This is a genomic window from Serratia sp. LSHTC3, from assembly GCF_057197125.1.
The window spans coordinates 572,236-587,167 of the sequence record NZ_JBXUNP010000001.1 but is presented as its reverse complement, the minus strand read 5'-3'; the positions used below and the strand labels follow the sequence as shown (position 1 = coordinate 587,167).

Genomic DNA, 14,932 nt, shown 5'->3' with positions numbered 1-14,932 from the left:
CCTCCTATTTGCGCCGCACGGAGCTGAGGTAGATGGCGGCCAGGATGATGCCGCCCTTCACCACGTTCTGGATATACGGCGACACGTTCATCAGATTGAGGCCGTTGTTGAGCACCCCGAGCATCATCGCCCCCACCAGCGTGCCGACGATGGCGCCGCGCCCGCCGGAGATCGCCGCCCCGCCCAGCACTACGGCGGCGATGGCGTCCAGCTCGAAGCCTTCGCCGGCGTTGGGCTGCCCGCTCATCAGGCGCGAGGTCAGCACCAGCCCGGCCAGCGCGGCGGTCAGGCCGCTTATCACGTACACCAGCATCTTGTAGCGCGGCACGCGGATGCCGCTCAGGCGCGCCGCCTCTTCGTTGCCGCCCATTGCATAGACGTAGCGGCCGAACGGCAGCTGGTTGAGCATCAGCCAGGCCAGCAGGTACACGCCGAGCATGATCAGGATCGGCACCTGGATGCCCAGCACCGTGCCGCGGCCGAAGAAGGAGAAGACGTCGGGCAGGCCGGAGATCGGGTAGCCGCCGGTATAGAGCAGCGCCAAGCCGCGGGCGATGCCCATCGACGCCAGGGTGACGATGATCGGCGGCATGCGCAGGTAGGCGATGCAGGCGCCGTTGGCCAGGCCGAACAGCGCGCCGAGCGCCAGCGCGGCCACCATCGCCAGCGGGATCGGCACCGCCGCCAGCATCAGCCCGGCGGCGACCGAACCGGCCAGCGCCATCACCGGCCCCACCGAGAGATCGATGCCGCCGGTCAGGATGGCGCAGGTCATGCCCACCGCGATGATGGCGTTGATCGACACCTGGCGCGCCACGTTGGTCAGGTTGTTGACGCTGAGGAAGCTGTCGTTCAGCAGGCTCATCAGCACGAACAGGACAGCGAAGCCGATAAACGGCAGAACCGCCGGGTGATGCAGCAGTTTTTCCCAGCGCTTGCCGAGGCTGGGGCCGGCGGCGCGGCGCGCCACGGCGGGTTGTTCAATTCCGATCATAAGGCACTCCCGGTCGCGTGAAGCATGATGTGGTTGGATTCGATGTCGTCGCCGGTCAGCTCGGCGACGATGTGGCCGCCGCGAAACACCAGCACGCGGTCGCACACGCCGATGATCTCCGGCAGTTCGGAGGAAATCATGATGATGGAGATGCCCTGCTGGGTCAGTTGCTGCATCAGCTGGTAGATCTCGGCCTTGGCGCCCACGTCGATGCCGCGCGTCGGCTCGTCGAAGATCAGGATGTTGCAGTCGTTGTTGAGCCAGCGGGCGATCACCACTTTCTGCTGGTTGCCGCCGCTCAGGGTGCTGACGGCGGTCTCGGCGTCCGGGGTTTTCACCCCCACGGCGCGGATCAGCCGCTGCACCACGTCGCGATCCTTGCGGGCGCTGACGAAGATCTTGCCGCGCCGGTGGTGCCGGTTGAGGGTGATGTTCTGCGCCACCGAAAACGGCAGCACCAGGCCCTCGGTTTTGCGGCTCTCCGGCAGCAGGCCGATGCCCTGCGCCAGCGCCTGCGCCGGGGAGCGCAGCGCCGCCGGTTGGCCGCCGAGGCTGACGCGTTTGCGGTGGCAGCGGCTGGCGCCGATCAGCGCCGAGACGGTCTCGGTGCGCCCGGAGCCCACCAGCCCGGCGAAGCCGAGGATCTCACCCTTGTGCAGCCGAAAACGGTCGGTCGCGCCGTGCTTCTCGCGCTGGATCTCCGCCTCCAGCAGCACCGTCGCGGTATCGACCGGATGCTGTTTCACCGGGAAGGCGTTCTCGATTTTGCGCCCGACCATCAGCCGCACCAGCTCTTCCACGTTGGTGTCACTGGTGGCCAACGTTTCGATGTAGGCGCCGTCGCGCAGCACGGTGATGCGATCGCAGATGGTGAAGATCTCGTCCAAATGGTGCGAGATAAACACCATGCCAACGCCCAGCAGCCGCAGATCGTTCATCACGCTGAACAGGTGTTCGGCCTCGCCCAGCGTCAGCGTGGCGGTCGGTTCGTCCAGCACCAGCACCCGCGCCTCCAGCGACAGCGCCTTGGCGATCTCCACAAACTGCTGCTGCGCCACGCTCAGCTGCTCCACCGGGCAATCGAGATCGATAGCCACCGTCAGCCGCTTGAAGATCGCCTCGGCCTTGCGCCGCATCGCCCGCCGATCCAGCAGGCCCCAGCGGTTCCTGATCTCCCGGTTGAGGAAGATGTTGTCGATGGCGCTCATGTAGGGAATCAACGAGAATTCCTGAAAAATAATGCCGACCCCGGCCTCGATCGCCTGGCGATAGTTGTTAAAGCGGCGCTGCTCGCCGTCGATAAAAATGTCGCCCTCGTCCGGCTGATGGATGCCGCACATGATTTTCACCAGCGTCGATTTGCCGGCGCCGTTTTCGCCCAGCAGGGCGTGCACCTCGCCCCGTTGAATGGCCAGATCGATGCCGTCCAGCGCCTTCACGCCGGGAAAGCTCTTTTTTATTCGCTTCAGTTCCAGTAAAGGTGTCGCCGCATTGCCCTCCGCGCCGAACGCCCCGCCGCAGCGGGGCGAACCTGGCCGCTGTTACCAGCTAAAGCCGGCCGCATTGCTGCGGTCGATCAGCTTCACTTTGACCGGCACGGTTTTCGGCACCGTGGCGCCCCAGTAGCGGGCCAGCGCAATGCCGAGCGCGATGCGCAGCTGGTCGCGCGGGAACTGCGCCGAGGTAGCGATGAACGGCGAATTCGGCTTGAGGATCTCTTTGATGGCTTCCGGCTGGCCGTCGACGCTCACCAGCTTGACCTTGGCGCCGTTGCTTTCGATCGCCGCCAGGGCACCGAGCGCGCCGACGTCGTTGACGCTGAAGATGCCCGCCAAATCCGGTGCCGACTGCAGCATGTTTTCGGTGACGGTCAGCGCGGTGTCGCGCTCCTGCTTGCCGTTTTGTTTGGTGACGATCTTGATGTCGGGGTATTTTTTCATCGCCGCTTCAAAGCCGCGCACGCGCTCCAGGATCGGCACCACCGGGATGCCGTCGAGGATCGCCACCTTGCCTTTGCCGCCCAGCGCTTTCGCCAGGTATTCGCCCGCCTGGAAGCCGGCGTCGTAGTTTTCCGAGCCGACGAACGAGTCCAGCGGCCCTTCGGCCTGCGCGTCGATCGCCACCACCACCGCGCCGGCCTTATGGGCGGAGATCACCGCCGACTGCACCCCCACCGAGTCGGTCGGGTTGATCAGCAGGATATCCACCTTCTTCTGCAGCATGTCTTCCACGTCGCCGATCTGCTTGGCGACGTCATGGCGGGCATCGGCCACATACACCTTGGCGCCGATATCCGCCGCCGCCTGATCCAGCGCCTGCTTCATGGTGACGAAGTAGTCGTTGTTCATTTCCTGGAACGACATACCGATAGTGATTTGCTTGGCCAGCGCCCCATGGCTGGCCGCCAACATTCCACCGGCGACGATAAAAGGCAGGGTCTTTTTGAATAATGAAAACATAGCCAATTCTCCTGTAGGGAAGCTTCTTGTTGTGGTTATCAGAGCAACAGCATGTCTTTACGTTTGGCCGACCGGCCGGCCCCCCCATTGCGGAGCGGGCCGGCGATCGTGACTGCAACAGCGGTACGGCGGGAGGGTCAGGGAACCAGGATCACCTTGATGGAGTCGGTCGAGTCCGCCAGGGCGAAGGCTTCGTCCCAGTCGTTCAATGAATAGCTGTGGGTCACCACGCCGCTTGAGGTCACCAGCCCGCGCTCGAACAGATCGATGGCGATCTCATAGCTGTAGGGCGCCAGGTGCGCGCCGCGAATGTCCAGCTCCTTGCGATCGCCGATGATCGACCAGTCGACGGTGGTTTCCTTGCCGAACACGCTGAACTCCACGAAGCGGCCCAGCTTGCGGATCATCTGCAGCCCCTGAGTAACGCCGATCGGCGCGCCGGTGGCCTCGATGTAGACGTCGCAGCCGTAGCCACCGGTCAGCGATTTGACGATCTGGTCGGCGTCTTCCTTCAGCGGGTTGATCACCACGTCGGCGCCAAATTCCTTCGCCAGCGCCAGCCGCTCGTCGATGGCGTCGATCACGATCAGTTTCTTCGGCGTCTTCAGGCGTGCCACCTGCACCATGCACAGCCCAAGCGGCCCGGCGCCGGCCAGCACCACCACGTCGTCCAGCTGAATGTCGCCGCGCGCCACGGTGTGGATGGCGCAGGCCATCGGTTCGATCAAGACCGCGTCTTCATGGCTCAGGCTTTCCGGGATCTTGTGCACGATGGCGTTCTCGGAAAAGCGCATGTATTCCGCCATGCCGCCCTCCGCCACGTCTTTCTGGAAGCCGTAAATGTTATGCGTCTCACACATCCAGTAACTGCCGGATTTGCAGTAACGGCACTCCCAGCACGGCACGATCTGCTCGGCGATCACCCGCTCACCGATCCGGTATTTGCCTTCCGCGCCCTCGCCCAGCGCGGCGATGCGGCCGTAGAACTCGTGCCCCGGCACCACCGGCGGTTTGACCCACGGGGTCTCCCCCCAAAACATCTGCGCGCCGTTCTTGCACTTGCAGTCGCCTGCGCAGATGCCGCAGCCTTCCACCTTGATCACCAGCTCGCGCGCCTTCGGCAGCGGCGTGGGCACCTGTTCGAAACGGTAGTCCTGCGGGCCGTGGCAAACGACCGCGCGCATTTTTTCCGGCAACTGGCTCATCTATCCCTCCAATATTCTCGTTAAACGCTTGAAAATTATAAATGTTGACGTTGTCATTTTTATCAAACAAAAAACAAACTGAGTTATAAAATTATAAATTTCAACAAATTAACCATTACACATCCCGATAACTAAAAATGACAACGTGAACATAGAGCGACATATAACCAAAGCTGCAAAAATAATTATTTGAGCAAAATCACAGTTCGTTAACATTGCGGCTAAAAATGCTACAAATGCGGATCGCGATCCCATTTACGGGATCGGCGATCCGGGCAGATCCGCTAAATCAGCAGGCGCACGCGATCGTAGATCTGGCGATCTTCCGGCCGCGACGATCGCACCTGCTGGCGCAGGGTGCGCACCAGCGTGTCGATAAACGCATGGGCGGCGGCGCTCAGAATGCTGTTGCGCCGGGTGACGATATTCAGCTGCGCCGGTTGGCAGCTCTCCCGCAGCGCCAGCGGCTGCACGCGGGAGGCAAACTGCGGCAGCGCGGCGATCGGCCGCGGGCACCAGGTACACATCTCGGCGGACTCCACCAGCGCCTGCAGCATACCGAACGAATGCGCCTGGATAATGCGCTGGCGCGGCAGGCGCACGCCGTGGCGGTGGAACACCTCGTCGAGCAGCGCATCGAAACTTTCCTGGGTATAGCTCATCACCCAATCCTGCTCCAGCAGCTGATGCAGCGAGGTGCTGTGCGCCAGCGGGTGGCCGCGCCGCACCATGTACGCCGTTTCATACTCCAGCAGCGGCTCGCAGTGAAACTCCTGCGGCGCCGACGACGCCGGCAGCGGCGTGATGGCGAAATCCATCGTGCCCTCGCGCAGCTGCGACTGGGCGTTGGCCATCAGGCTTTCCGACAGTTCCAGCCGCACCGCCGGCACCTTGCTGCGAAACGCCATCACCGCCGGCGGCAGCACCGTCAGCATCAGCCAGGGAGTGATCGCCGCCTTAACCAGATCCGCCGCACTCCCGCGCAGCGCCGCCATTTCGCCCTGCGCCTGCTCCAACTGGTTCAGCACCAGCCGGGCGTGCGCCAGCAGGGTTTTGCCGTAGGGGGTAAAACCCAGCCCGGTCGGCGTGCGGATCAGCAGCGGCAGCGCCTGTTCTTGCTCCAGTTCGCGCAGTGCACGGGTCACCGCCGCCTGCGACAGCCCCAGATGCCGCGCCGCCGCGCGAATGCTGCCGCTGTCGGCGCTGGCCACCAGCGCCTGCAGTTGGTGCAGTTTCATGTCCACCTCCTGACAATCATAGGTTGTCAGCATAACTGAACGGCGGCTACCCGGCAAAAACGGAGTTTGCTAGTCTCGATGCCTATCCCCTCTGCCCCGTTCCCCGCCCACTGGCCGGGCCCCTTTTGCCGGAGACCGTGATGATGCATTCACTGCTACTGCCTGAGATCGCCGCCGTTCATGATGAGATGGTCGCGCTTCGCCGCCATATTCACGCCCACCCGGAATTGGGATTCCAGGAGTTCGCCACTTCGGATCTGGTGGCGCGGCGGCTGGAGGAATGGGGTTACCGCGTCACGCGCGGCGTAGGACAAACCGGCGTTGTCGCCACACTGCAGCGCGGGCCGGGAAAATCGCTCGGCATCCGCGCCGACATGGACGCCCTGCCGATTGCCGAAACCACCGAACTGCCTTACGCCAGCACCCATTCCGGGGTGATGCATGCCTGCGGCCACGACGGGCACACCGCCATGCTGCTGGCAGCGGCGCGCTATCTGGCGCGGCAGCCGAACTTTTGCGGCACGCTGCACCTGATCTTTCAGCCGGCGGAAGAAGGCGGCGGCGGCGCCAGAGTGATGATCGAAGACGGCCTGTTTGAGCGCTTCCCCTGCGACGCGGTGTTCGCCATGCACAACGTGCCCGGCTTACCCACCGGCCACCTGGGCTTCGCCGGCGGCCCCTTCATGTGCTCGGCCGATACGGTGCACATCACCCTGCACGGCCACGGCGGCCACGGCGCGGTGCCGCAGAGCACCGTCGATCCGGTGGTGGCCTGCGCAGCCATCGTTATGAGCCTGCAAACCATCGTGGCGCGCAATATCGATCCGCAGGAAACGGCGATCGTCACCGTGGGGGCGATGCAGGCCGGCCAGGCCGCCAACGTGATCCCGGCGACCGCCACCCTGACGCTCAGCGTGCGCGCGCTGACGGCGGCGGTGCGTGCGCGGCTGGAACAGCGCATCACTGAACTGGTCACGGCGCAGGCCGCCAGCTTCGGCGCCCGCGCGGAGATCGACTATCAGCACGGCTACCCGGTGCTGGTGAACCACCCGGCAGAAACCGAACTGGCGCGCGCGGTGGCGCTGGAATGGGCCGGAGAGAGCCGAGTGCTCCCCACGCTGCGGCCGTTCACCGCCAGCGAAGATTTCGCCTTTATGCTGGAGAAGTGCCCGGGCAGCTACATCTCGATCGGCAACGGCCCCGCCACGCCGGGCAATTCCCTGCACAACCCCGGTTATGACTTCAACGACGACAGTCTGTCGTTGGGCGCCACTTACTGGGTCAAATTGGTCGAGCGCTTTTTGGCTCGCCCCGCGGTTTAATCGCCAACACAGAGGAAATGACATGAAAATCATCAAAGGGCTGTTGTTGTTGCTGCCGCTGGCCGCGAGCTTTCCCGCGCTGAGCGGTGAATTCAGCGGCAACGTGATCAAGCTGGGCATCGATCCCACCTTTCCGCCGCTGGAGTATAAAAATCCGCAGGGCAAGCTGACCGGCTTCGGCGTCGATATCGCCCAGGCGCTGTGTGACCAGATGCAGGCCAAATGCGTGTGGGTGGAAAGCAGCTGGGACGGCATGATCCCCGGCCTGCAGGCGAAGAAGTTCGACGCCATCGCCTCGTCGATGACCATTACGCCGCAGCGCCGGCAGCAGATCGCTTTCTCCAGCAAAGTCTCCAACGCCCCGGCGCGGCTGGTGGCGCATAAAGGCAGCAATCTGCAGCCTACCGCCGCCTCGCTGAAAGGCAAATCGGTCGGCGTGCAGCAAGGTTCCAGCCAGGAGACCTACGCCAACGCGCTGTGGCGGCCGGCCGGCGTCAACGTGGTCGCCTACCAAAGCCAGCAGGAGGTGAACGAAGATCTGGCCAACGGCCGCCTGGATGCGTCGCTGCTGGCCAGCGTCAGCGCCAGCGAATTCTTCAAAACGCCCGGCGGCAAAGACTTTGCCTTTATCGGCGCCGAATTGAGCGACAGCAAATACTTCGGCGTCGGCGACGGCATCGGGGTGCGCAAAGAGGATACCGCGCTGCTTAACGCCTTCAACGCCGCGCTGCAGGCGATCCGCGCCAACGGCACTTACAAGAAAATCAACGACAAGTATTTCGATTTCGACATGTACGGCGCGGAGCAGTAACACGCGTTCCCCGGCGGTCACCTGCAGGTCCTGCAGGATGGGGAGGCGCCTTCGGCCGCCGGGGAACGCCCCAACGGAAACGGCAGTGTCGGCAAGAACGGAAAATCAGGCGGGATAAGGATGCGGGCCAGGCAAGACGCCTGGCCCGATAAGGCGGGCTACTTCACTTCGCCCATCGCTTTCAGCTTTTTGGACAGCTCGCGGCGTTCTTTGGACAGATCGGCATTTTTGATGATGTAGTCATCAACGCGATCTTCGTAGTCGCTGCGCATGTTGGCGATGATGCCCTGAATGTCTTCAATGCTCATGCCGGGCTTGATGTACTCACTCAGGTTGTCGAGCAGCAGCACGCGCTTCTGGTTATCACGAATTTTCTTTTCGTTGTCGACGATCTCGCGTTGCAGTTTGTTTTTGCGGCGGAACATACGCACAAACTCCAGCACGTCCTGGAAACTCGGCTTATTTGCATTATCCATCTTTATACCCTTGCTTTAGTAATACACAGATTCATTTGCTTACGGCCACATGGCACCAAGATACAGGTTTGTGGCGGTCCGGCACAACAGTGATTGGCTTATCTTACCCACTTTGCCCCGGCGGCCAAAACCCAAAGCGCCGCCTTCATGATCTGACCCCTTATTCGCGCCCGGCGGCGGTGCAGACCTGGAGCAGATCCCCCAGCTCTTCCAACTGCTGCGCCAGCTCCATGCTGAGCCAGACATAGCCGTAAATCGGCGCTTCGCCGTGCTGGCCAAGGCTGACCTCTTGCATCAGCGTTTTCAGCTCGCCGGCGATTTCCGCCAGCTGCCCCGCCGCCGCCTGCCGCTGCGCCTGCGGCCCTTCGCGCATCAGCACCGCCAACGACTCCAGCGAGCTCAGCGTCAGCAGCTGGGTGCTGCGCAGCGTGCGGGCGTTCAACATAATGAAGTGCGTTTCACGCGAGGCCCAGTAGGCATCGGCCATCAGTTCCAGCGTGCACACCAGATTGCGGCTGAGGGTTTGCACCGCCTCGAACACCGCTTTGGGGATGCGGGTTTCCTTGCTGGCGGGCACGATCAGGCTGCGCAGCTTCACCACCTGATTCAACAGATCCTTGAGCTGCGGCTCCAACCGCGGCCGCTCAATGACGTTCGGCGAAAAATACGCGCCGTAGATACGGGCGGCGGTTTGCAGACAGTCCGCCATTTGCATGCGCCACAGAATATAGGCGCGCTGTGGGTAGATGCTGGTGAACAGCAGCGCCAGCAGCGAGCCGAAGATCACGTCGCCGCTGCGCCACAGCGCGGTGTGCATGTCACCGGCGCCCGCGCCGCACACCACCGCCAGCGTGATCCCCACCAGCAGCGCCATATACGGCCGTTTGCCGAGCGTCAGGTAACCGCAGACGAACATCACCACGCCGCACCATGCCAGCATCAGCGGCAGCGAATAGAGTTCCAGATACAGGGCGATCAGGCCGGAAGCCGCGCCGAACACCGTGCCGGCAATGCGTTGCAGCGCCCGCTGCAGCACGTTGCCCCAAAACGAGATCGGCCCCATCACCACCACCAAGGTGATCAGCGGCCAGGTGCCTTCGGGCACCGCCAGCAGGCGGATCAGCAGAAAGGTCAGGATAAACGCCAGCCCGATGCGCACGCCGTGAACGATGCGATAGTGGCGATAGGTCAGCAGTTCAAGTGAAGAGATTTTTCGATCGAGGCGCACAGTGCCTCCGATAAACACCAGCCAGGCCGCTATTTTAGCGGAGGAAGCCCGGCAAGGAAAAGGCGAATGAGGCGTCCCTCATTCGCACTCAGGCTCAGGCGGCGTATTTGTCGACCAGCGCGCGCAGAACGGCGGCGGTTTCAACATCCATCACGCCGTCATACTTCTGCGGACGGAAGTGCAGCTGGAACGCGCGCACCAGCTGGCGATAGCCTTCTGCGGTGTTCGCCGCCGAGGTGTCGTAGCCGTATTGGGCGAACAGTTTCAGCAGCTCAGCCTGCGCCGGCAGACCCTGGCTGCAGTATTCCTGCTGGCGCTGCTGCTTGGTCGCTTCGTCATACCAGGCGCCGACGCCGGCCTGATACAGCTGCTGCCACGGGAACTGCGGGCCCGGATCGCTCTTGCGGCCCGGCGCGATGTCGGAGTGCGCCACCACGTTCACCGGCGAGATGTCCGGATAACGCTGCAGGATGTTCTGCGCCAGCTGGGTGACCGCCTCGATCTGCTGCGGATTGAACGGCGGGAAGGTGATGTTTCCACCGTCGCCGCTCGCCAGGTTGACGATCTCGATGCCGATCGAGGTGTCGTTGATATTGCTGCGGGTGCCCCACTGGCTGGTGCCGGCATGCCAGGCGCGCTCGTTCTCGTCCACCAGGTTGAAAATGCGCACGCCGCTGAAGCCGGCGGCCTGATAGGTGGCATCGGTCGGATCCGGCACCAGATAGTGCGCGCTGACCGATTTTCCGGTCAACGACGTCACCGAGTCGGCGAAGTTTTGCGCCGTGTAGTGCAGCACCAGAAAGCGCACGCGGTGGCCGAAGCTGGCGACCGATCGGTAGCTATTGTAATCAATCTTGTACATCGTAAAGTCCCTCTCTCGTTTGATTTCACTGAGCGGCCTCTCATCATGACAGGCCGCTCCGCACAGGTGAACCCTTGGCTCACCCTTTTTGTTTTAGCTAATTGCTAAATCATGCGCAAGCGTTTTTTAGCAAAACCGTTATTTACCTTTTTGCTAAAGAGTGCGATCATTGCACGATGGAAACTAAAGAAATCAGGCGCAACAATCTGCGCGAATTAATGGCCCGCTACGCCCGGCAAGGCGTCAACCAGAATGAGTTCGCCACGCTGGTTGAGTCTTCCGCGCCGACGCTGAGCCAAATCATCGGGGAGAAATCCTCCCGCAATCTTGGCGACAATCTGGCCAGGCGGATCGAGGCCAGGCTGAATTTGCCCAAGGGCTGGTTCGACGTGTTTCATGAAAAGCAGCTGGTGCGCCCGTTTGACAACGTGGCGGCGGAGTCGGACTTCCAGCCCGCCCGTTTGAAACCGGTGGTATGGGAAGATACCGAACAAGACAAGGAAGAGTTTGTGGAGATCCCGCTGCTGGATATCGATTTTTCCGCCGGCGACGGCTGCTACGAAATCGTCGATCGCGAGGAGTTTTCGCTGATCTTCCGCCGTTACTATCTGCACAAGATGGGGGTGGCGGTCAACGCCGCGCGCATTATCCGCATCTCCGGCTCCAGCATGGAACCGCGTCTGCAGGACGGCGACGTGGTCGGCATCAATACCGACGACACGCGCATCCGCGAGGGCAAGACCTACGCCATCCGCCACGGCAATTTGCTGCGGGTGAAGGTGCTGATCGAACAGCCGGACGGCGGCGTCGTCATCCGCTCCCTCAACCGGGAAGAGTACCAGGACGAGCATCTCAGCTATCAGCAGCGCAAGGAGCAACTGGTGGTGCTCGGCCGCGTCTTCTGGTCGTCTTCGTCCTGGTAACGGACGGTAACCTCGGGCGCCCGTTGCGCCCGGCGGTTATTTGAAGTCCACCACCATCTGCTGCTGGATAGACAGCCCGCGCGTCGACTGCACGCAGCCGGCGATGTAGTCGGTGAAACGCGGCGGTTTCGGCATGCCCAGCTTGAGGATCTTCTCGTTGCTGAAACGCACGTTGAGCATGGCGAACGATCCGTACAGGCGCATCGCCTTCAGCATCAGCCGCTCGTTGCACGGGCCGAAAATGTCTTTCAGCTGGCGGCGCATTTTCACCAGCGCGTCATAGGTCACCTGCGCATACTCATCGCCCACCGGCGCTTTTTCCAGGGCCGCCGCCATGGCGTTGTCAATTTCGGCAAAGCTGACGCTGCTCTCCTCACCGGCAGAGATGTGATAAACGTCGTTCTCCAGCGTTTCGCTGTTCATCAGCATCACCAGCGCATCCGCGCAGTAGTCCGCCGGGATCACGTCGATATTGTCCTGCAGCGAGCACATGAACTTGCGCAGCATCAGCGCCATGCCAAACACCCAGAAAATGCTGCTGGAAGGCTGGCAGCCCAGGCGGGTGTGCCCCACCACGATCGACGGACGAGCGATGGTCAACGGCATTTGCGGGCAGCGCTGGCGCATCAGCTGTTCGATGGTGGATTTGGAACGGGTATATTCCACCAGGTGTTCGGCGTCTTCCTCAAACTCGCCGCTCTCCGCCACCAGCGAACCCGGCTCCGGCGAACAGGACATGGCGGTGCCGACGTGCAGGAAACGTTTTAATCCCGGCACCTGCGCCATTCTTTCGGCAAAGGCCAGAGTGCCTTCTACGTTTACCTTCCAAATGAGCGGGTTATTACCAAATGAAGCAACGGCCGCGCAGTTAATAACGTGCGTAACATTGTTAATACGCGCGTCAGTTAAAAAGTCGGCCGGTTCGGAAAGGTCGCCCAATAATATATTTTCAATCGTAATTTTAGACAGCAGATTCGCATCGATATTAAACTTTTCCATATTCGCGCGAATACGGGCCAGCCCTTGCTGCGCATCGTCTGCACGCACCAGCAAAAGATAATTAACAGACTGATTTTCAATCAATAATTTTTCGAGAACCGCACCACCAAGAAAGCCGGTAGCGCCGGTCAACAGTAGCGTTTTCATCATTGTCACCCACATTGGCATTGAATGTGGTTGATTGTATCCGCGGATATTTAAACAAATATTAAATAGAATTACGGCGCCCTTAAACACTTTTCTTAATATTATCTTAAGGAATCTTTTGAAACATCCATCATGGGTTTAGTAACAAAAGAACCGCGTAGACTCCATGATTAATCTCCGCCGTTTAAATACCATTGATGTAGTGCCTGATTAAATTTAACGGTCAATGTTATTTCTCTTCTCGTCCGTGGAGGACTTATGACCTATAACCAAAAAATCTGGTTGGGGGTTTTGCTGCTGTGCACCCTGTTTTGGGCGGCAGTGATAAGCGGCGCCTGTTCGCTGTATAATCGGACAGATCGCCTCAATGCGCACCAGGCGCAGAGCGAGTTCGCCGCCCGCCACAGTCTGCCCCCCTGCCCGCAGCAAAGCGTTCAGGCCTCCGCCGCCCCCCGGAATGGGTAGGGACAAGACCAGCTAACGATCCTATTATACCCTAAGATTAACAGGGAGATAACGATGGCTCGAAAGCTGGATAGCTTACCGCAGGCGCAACGCGAGAAAATAGAAACCGATTTGCTGGCCATCAGCGTGATCTACAACGAGCGCTACGGCATCGCCTCGACCCAGACGGAAACGGAACAACAGATCCCCGATCACCTGCTCCCCTACTTTCATCAGCGGCTGGATTACTATCGCCGTGCGTAATTGCGCGCATTTCGCTAACCGCCGCTTGGCATCGCTCCCCACGCCGTTACAATAGAGGCATATTGTATCCGCCACTGAAGAGACGCGATTTTGAGCAGCAAGGCAACGGCCACATTTTATATTCACGATTACGAGACCTTCGGCAAGAGCCCGTCGCTGGACCGCCCGGCGCAGTTCGCCGGCGTGCGCACCGATATGGATTTCAACATTATCGAAGAGCCGCTGGTCATCTACTGCGCCCCGGCCGACGACTACTTGCCGGAACCCGAGGCGGTGATGATCACCGGCATCACGCCGCAGGTGGCGCGCGCCAAAGGCGTTAACGAGGCCGAGTTCACCCGCCAAATCCATCAGGCCTTCAGCGTGGCCGGCACCTGCATTCTCGGTTACAACAACATCCGCTTCGATGACGAAGTGAGCCGCAATATCTTCTATCGCAACTTCTACGATCCCTACGCCTACAGCTGGCAAAACGGCAACTCGCGTTGGGATCTGCTGGATGTGATGCGCGCCTGCTACGCCCTGCGCCCGGACGGCATCGTCTGGCCGGAAAACGAAGACGGTTTCCCCAGCTTCCGCCTCGAACACCTCACGCGCGCCAACGGCGTCGAACACACGCAGGCTCACGACGCGATGTCAGACGTATACGCCACCATCGCCATGGCCAAGCTGGTTAAGCAGGCGCAGCCGCGGCTGTTCGATTTCCTGCTGCAGCACCGCAACAAGCACAAACTGAACGCCCTGATCGACGTCGCCGAAATGACGCCGCTGGTGCACGTCTCCGGCATGTTCGGCGCGGCGCGCGGCAACACCAGCTGGGTGTCGCCGCTGGCCTGGCACCCGGACAACAAAAACGCGGTGATCATGTGCGATCTCGCCGGCGACATGACGCCGCTGCTGACGCTGAGCGCTGAGCAGCTGCGTGAACGGCTCTACACCCGCCGCGACGATCTGGCGCCGGATCAGGCGCCGGTGCCGATCAAGCTGGTGCACATCAACAAATGCCCGGTGCTGGCGCCGGCCAAAACCCTGCTGCCGGAGAACGCCGAGCGGCTGGGCATCGATCGCCGGGCCAGCCTGCAAAATCTGCAGCTGCTGAAACAGCACCCGGAAGTGCGCGAGAAAGTGGTGGCGCTGTTCGCCGAAGCCGAGCCGTTCAAAGGTTCCGAGGACGTCGACGCCCGCTTGTACGACGGTTTCTTCAGCGACGCCGACAAGGCGGCGATGAGGATTATCCAGCAGACCAAGCCGCAGAACCTGCCGGCGCTGGATCTGGCCTTCAGCGACGGCCGCATGAAAGAGCTGCTGTTCCGCTTCCGCGCGCGCAACTATCCGAATACGCTGGACGACGCCGAGCAGCGCCGCTGGCTGCAACACCGCCAGGAAACGTTGAGCGCGGAGCGCGTGCAGAGTTACCTGCTGCAGCTCGAATCGCTGTATAACCTGCACGAAGGCGACAAAGAGAAAACCGCCCTGCTGAAAGCGCTGTTCGATTACGGCAAAGAGTTGGTGGGATAAAACCCGCAGCAAGCAGAAAAGGAAAAGGCCGCGAAAGCGGCC

The 14,932-nt window shown here is 61.3% G+C and carries 15 protein-coding genes; 6 read left to right on the top strand and 9 right to left on the bottom strand.

What is annotated here, in order from left to right:
* Window positions 1-4: 4 nt before the first annotated feature.
* The 5 genes from AC2CGI_RS02800 to AC2CGI_RS02780 form a co-directional block, all read right to left on the bottom strand.
* Complete coding sequence (locus tag AC2CGI_RS02800) at window positions 5-994, bottom strand: ABC transporter permease (protein WP_015378500.1); 990 nt, start codon at window positions 992-994, stop codon at window positions 5-7.
* Window positions 991-2,433, bottom strand: coding sequence for a sugar ABC transporter ATP-binding protein (locus AC2CGI_RS02795; RefSeq protein ID WP_484593932.1), 1,443 nt, complete (start codon window positions 2,431-2,433; stop codon window positions 991-993). Before AC2CGI_RS02795 ends, AC2CGI_RS02800 begins: the two co-directional genes overlap by 4 nt.
* 102 nt (window positions 2,434-2,535) lie before the next feature.
* Window positions 2,536-3,453, bottom strand: coding sequence for an ABC transporter substrate-binding protein (locus AC2CGI_RS02790; protein ID WP_015378502.1), 918 nt, complete (start codon window positions 3,451-3,453; stop codon window positions 2,536-2,538).
* Between the two features lie 137 nt (window positions 3,454-3,590).
* Window positions 3,591-4,658, bottom strand: coding sequence for a zinc-binding dehydrogenase (locus tag AC2CGI_RS02785; RefSeq protein WP_033632578.1), 1,068 nt, complete (start codon window positions 4,656-4,658; stop codon window positions 3,591-3,593).
* 284 nt (window positions 4,659-4,942) lie between these two features.
* Complete coding sequence (locus AC2CGI_RS02780) at window positions 4,943-5,896, bottom strand: LysR family transcriptional regulator (protein ID WP_075686129.1); 954 nt, start codon at window positions 5,894-5,896, stop codon at window positions 4,943-4,945.
* 140 nt (window positions 5,897-6,036) lie between these two features.
* Here AC2CGI_RS02780 and AC2CGI_RS02775 point away from each other — a divergent pair, with 140 nt between their 5' ends.
* Entirely contained in the window at window positions 6,037-7,218 is a 1,182-nt protein-coding gene (locus tag AC2CGI_RS02775; RefSeq protein WP_076740642.1) for a M20 aminoacylase family protein, read from the top strand.
* 22 nt (window positions 7,219-7,240) lie between these two features.
* Window positions 7,241-8,029 carry an ABC transporter substrate-binding protein gene (locus tag AC2CGI_RS02770; protein ID WP_076740641.1) on the top strand — a complete coding sequence of 263 codons (789 nt, stop codon included), beginning with the start codon at window positions 7,241-7,243 and terminating at the stop codon, window positions 8,027-8,029.
* Window positions 8,030-8,187: 158 nt separating this feature from the next.
* Here the strand turns inward: AC2CGI_RS02770 and tmaR are convergent, their stop codons facing one another.
* The 3 genes from tmaR to AC2CGI_RS02755 form a co-directional block, all read right to left on the bottom strand.
* Window positions 8,188-8,505: a PTS system regulator TmaR gene (tmaR, locus tag AC2CGI_RS02765; protein ID WP_004935612.1), complete on the bottom strand. Its 318-nt coding sequence runs from the start codon at window positions 8,503-8,505 to the stop codon at window positions 8,188-8,190.
* 160 nt (window positions 8,506-8,665) lie between these two features.
* Window positions 8,666-9,733, bottom strand: a complete 1,068-nt coding sequence (locus AC2CGI_RS02760) for an FUSC family protein (RefSeq protein WP_021505906.1) — start codon at window positions 9,731-9,733, stop codon at window positions 8,666-8,668.
* 94 nt (window positions 9,734-9,827) lie between these two features.
* Window positions 9,828-10,595 (bottom strand): N-acetylmuramoyl-L-alanine amidase, encoded by a 768-nt coding sequence (locus AC2CGI_RS02755; protein WP_021505907.1) that lies wholly within the window; start codon window positions 10,593-10,595, stop codon window positions 9,828-9,830.
* 176 nt (window positions 10,596-10,771) lie between these two features.
* On the opposite strand from AC2CGI_RS02755, the gene AC2CGI_RS02750 reads away from it, so the two are divergent.
* The gene (locus AC2CGI_RS02750; protein WP_004935623.1) at window positions 10,772-11,518 is read left to right on the top strand and encodes a S24 family peptidase; all 747 of its coding nucleotides are present in this window, start codon (window positions 10,772-10,774) and stop codon (window positions 11,516-11,518) included.
* A 36-nt stretch (window positions 11,519-11,554) separates the two neighbouring features.
* On the opposite strand, the gene AC2CGI_RS02745 is transcribed toward AC2CGI_RS02750, so the two are convergent.
* Window positions 11,555-12,664, bottom strand: a complete 1,110-nt coding sequence (locus AC2CGI_RS02745; RefSeq protein ID WP_004935629.1) for an SDR family oxidoreductase — start codon at window positions 12,662-12,664, stop codon at window positions 11,555-11,557.
* A gap of 258 nt (window positions 12,665-12,922) precedes the next feature.
* On the opposite strand from AC2CGI_RS02745, the gene AC2CGI_RS02740 reads away from it, so the two are divergent.
* From AC2CGI_RS02740 to sbcB, 3 genes are all read left to right on the top strand, one after another.
* Window positions 12,923-13,129 (top strand): hypothetical protein, encoded by a 207-nt coding sequence (locus tag AC2CGI_RS02740; RefSeq protein ID WP_076740640.1) that lies wholly within the window; start codon window positions 12,923-12,925, stop codon window positions 13,127-13,129.
* Between the two features lie 54 nt (window positions 13,130-13,183).
* The gene (locus tag AC2CGI_RS02735) at window positions 13,184-13,372 is read left to right on the top strand and encodes a DNA polymerase III subunit theta (RefSeq protein WP_004935635.1); all 189 of its coding nucleotides are present in this window, start codon (window positions 13,184-13,186) and stop codon (window positions 13,370-13,372) included.
* Window positions 13,373-13,462: 90 nt separating this feature from the next.
* Window positions 13,463-14,890, top strand: a complete 1,428-nt coding sequence (gene sbcB, locus AC2CGI_RS02730; RefSeq protein ID WP_484593931.1) for an exodeoxyribonuclease I — start codon at window positions 13,463-13,465, stop codon at window positions 14,888-14,890.
* Window positions 14,891-14,932 lie beyond the last annotated feature (42 nt).

Excerpts from the sequence above, each read along its gene's own strand:
- AC2CGI_RS02770 (WP_076740641.1), top strand. The coding sequence starts at position 7,241 with ATGAAAATCATCAAAGGGCTGTTGTTGTTGCTGCCGCTGGCCGCGAGC.
- AC2CGI_RS02775 (WP_076740642.1), top strand. The coding sequence starts at position 6,037 with ATGATGCATTCACTGCTACTGCCTGAGATCGCCGCCGTTCATGATGAG.
- AC2CGI_RS02755 (WP_021505907.1), bottom strand. The coding sequence starts at position 10,595 with ATGTACAAGATTGATTACAATAGCTACCGATCGGTCGCCAGCTTCGGC.
- AC2CGI_RS02780 (WP_075686129.1), bottom strand. The coding sequence starts at position 5,896 with ATGAAACTGCACCAACTGCAGGCGCTGGTGGCCAGCGCCGACAGCGGC.
- AC2CGI_RS02785 (WP_033632578.1), bottom strand. The coding sequence starts at position 4,658 with ATGAGCCAGTTGCCGGAAAAAATGCGCGCGGTCGTTTGCCACGGCCCG.
- AC2CGI_RS02740 (WP_076740640.1), top strand. The coding sequence starts at position 12,923 with ATGACCTATAACCAAAAAATCTGGTTGGGGGTTTTGCTGCTGTGCACC.
- AC2CGI_RS02800 (WP_015378500.1), bottom strand. The coding sequence starts at position 994 with ATGATCGGAATTGAACAACCCGCCGTGGCGCGCCGCGCCGCCGGCCCC.
- AC2CGI_RS02735 (WP_004935635.1), top strand. The coding sequence starts at position 13,184 with ATGGCTCGAAAGCTGGATAGCTTACCGCAGGCGCAACGCGAGAAAATA.
- AC2CGI_RS02745 (WP_004935629.1), bottom strand. The coding sequence starts at position 12,664 with ATGAAAACGCTACTGTTGACCGGCGCTACCGGCTTTCTTGGTGGTGCG.
- AC2CGI_RS02790 (WP_015378502.1), bottom strand. The coding sequence starts at position 3,453 with ATGTTTTCATTATTCAAAAAGACCCTGCCTTTTATCGTCGCCGGTGGA.
- tmaR (WP_004935612.1), bottom strand. The coding sequence starts at position 8,505 with ATGGATAATGCAAATAAGCCGAGTTTCCAGGACGTGCTGGAGTTTGTG.
- AC2CGI_RS02750 (WP_004935623.1), top strand. The coding sequence starts at position 10,772 with ATGGAAACTAAAGAAATCAGGCGCAACAATCTGCGCGAATTAATGGCC.